Annotated in this window: 1 protein-coding gene; it reads left to right on the forward strand. The window is 61.3% G+C overall.

Going from position 1 to position 2,198, the window contains the following annotated elements:
* Positions 1-271 precede the first annotated feature (271 nt).
* Complete coding sequence (locus ACE3UY_RS09600; protein WP_374687321.1) at positions 272-2,002, forward strand: long-chain fatty acid--CoA ligase; 1,731 nt, start codon at positions 272-274, stop codon at positions 2,000-2,002.
* Positions 2,003-2,198: the final 196 nt, after the last annotated feature.

The following is a 2,198-nucleotide window of genomic DNA, read 5'->3' on the forward strand; positions in this document are numbered from 1 at the left end:
CAATCATACCAAGACATGACAAAGATCACCCCCAAACCATACTATTTGCAACTTGAGGAAGCGCGCGCGGGCCGGTATAGTAGTAGGATAGCGGATCGTACCTCCCCTTACGGTCTCGCTCATTGCGTCGAGAGCCATGGCGACTTCACCCGGCTCGGACGCACCGTCGCGGTTAACAACAACTGTATGCCGGTCATCGTCAGCTCGAACAGCGACTTCAGCCCGTCTGACTGAGCGGCGAAAGGAAAGTTGAGATTAAGGAGTGAGCCCAATGAGCCTGCATTACGCGGACAAGCCCTGGACAAAGAGCTATGACAAGGGGGTTCCGGCCACCATCGAAGTGCCCGACCACCCCATCCAGCATTTTCTGGAGGAAGGCGCGCGCCGGGTTCCCAACAACACGGCCCTCGTCTTTCAGGGTAAGGAGATCAGCTACGGTGAGTTGAACAAGGCGGCCGACGCCGTCGCCGCGGCGCTGGCCGCCAACGGCTTCAAGAAGGGCGACCGGGCTGTCCTCTATATGCCTAACCTGCCGCAGTTTGTCATGATCTACTATGGCATCCTGAAGGCCGGCGGCATCGTCATCGCCACCAACCCCCTCTACACCGAGCGCGAGTTGCAGCACCAGCTAAAGGATTGCGGCGCGGAGACGGTCTTCGTCCTCAGCCGTTATTACCCGCTGCTGAAGAAGGTGCAGAAGAGCGGCGAGACGAAGGTCAAGCGCATCGTCGTCACCTATATCAAGGACTTCCTGCCCGGCGTCAAGAGCGTCCTCTATGGCCTGTTGAAAGAGAAGAAGGCGGGCGACCGGGTGGACGTGGCCCCGGGCGACATGAGCTTCAAGGATTTCCTGGCCCTCGGCGCGCGCAGCGCCAAGCCCAACGTGACGGTGACCGGCCAGGACATCGCCCTGCTCCAGTACACCGGCGGCACCACCGGCCTGTCGAAGGGGGCCATCGGCCTGCACCGCAACCTCGTCGCCAACGCCGAAATGGTTAAAAAGTGGATCAGTGACTGGCAATACGGCAAGGACACCCTGCTGGGCGCCATCCCCTTCTTCCACTCCTACGGCATGGTCACGGCGGTCATCTTTACCTTCGCCATCGGCGGCCGGCTGCTCGTCGTGCCCAACCCGCGCGACCTGGCCGACGTGCTGGGCAACATCAACCGCTACAAGCCCGCCTACTTCCCCGGCGTGCCGGCCATGTACGTCGCCATCAACAATAACCCCGACGTGGCCGCCGGCAAGTACGACCTGAAGTCGATCCGGGCCTGCATCTCCGGCTCGGCCCCGCTGCTGGTGGACACCAAGCTGAAGTTCGAGCAGTTGAGCGGCGGCAAGCTGGTCGAGGGGTACGGCCTGACTGAGTCCCACGTTGCCACCCATGCCAACCCCATCAACAGTAAGAACGTGCCCGGTTCCATTGGCCTGCCGCTGCCGGGCGTGGAGGCCAGGATCGTCGATCCGGTGGAGGGTGATAAGGAGCTGCCCATCGGCGCGGTTGGCGAGTTGATCATGCGCGGCCCGACGATCATGCAGGGCTATTGGAACATGCCCAACGAGACGGCCACAACCTTGCGCGACGGCTGGCTCTACACCGGCGACATCGCCCGCATGGATGAGGAAGGGTACTTCTACATCGAGGATCGCAAGAAGGACCTGATCATCTGCGGCGGCTACAACGTTTACCCGCGCGAAGTGGAAGAAGTGCTGACGCGCCACCCGGCGGTGATGGAAGTCACCGTGGCCGGCGTGCCGGACGCCAAGCGCGGCGAGACGGTCATGGCCTGGGTGGTCAAGCGGCCGGGTCATGAGGGCGTGACCGAGAAGGAGATTATCGAGTGGAGCAAGGGCGAGCTGGCCGCCTACAAGTATCCGCGCATCATTCAGTTCCGCGATGAGTTGCCCAAGACGACCGTCGGCAAGGTGCTGAAGCGCGAACTGGTGCGCGAGCACAAAGAGAAGTCGGCCAACGGCCAAAAAGAAAAAGTCGCCGCATAGAGAGCTCACGCCAAGAGCGCCAAGTAAGATAAGAGCGCAAAGTTATCACGTTTAGCTTTGCGCTCTTTGCTTCCTGGCGATCTTTGCGTGAGCCGTTTTTTGTCAGACGCCCAGGAGTTCTAGCAGGCCGGTAGGGTAAAGCGGCGGCGCGGATGGGTCGAGGCAGTCGGCCAGCTTGACCCAAACAGCCTGGAAC

This window comes from Promineifilum sp. (SeqCode) (assembly GCF_041918635.1).
GTDB lineage: Bacteria > Chloroflexota > Anaerolineae > Promineifilales > Promineifilaceae > Promineifilum.

Excerpts from the sequence above, each read along its gene's own strand:
- ACE3UY_RS09600 (WP_374687321.1), top strand. The coding sequence starts at position 272 with ATGAGCCTGCATTACGCGGACAAGCCCTGGACAAAGAGCTATGACAAG.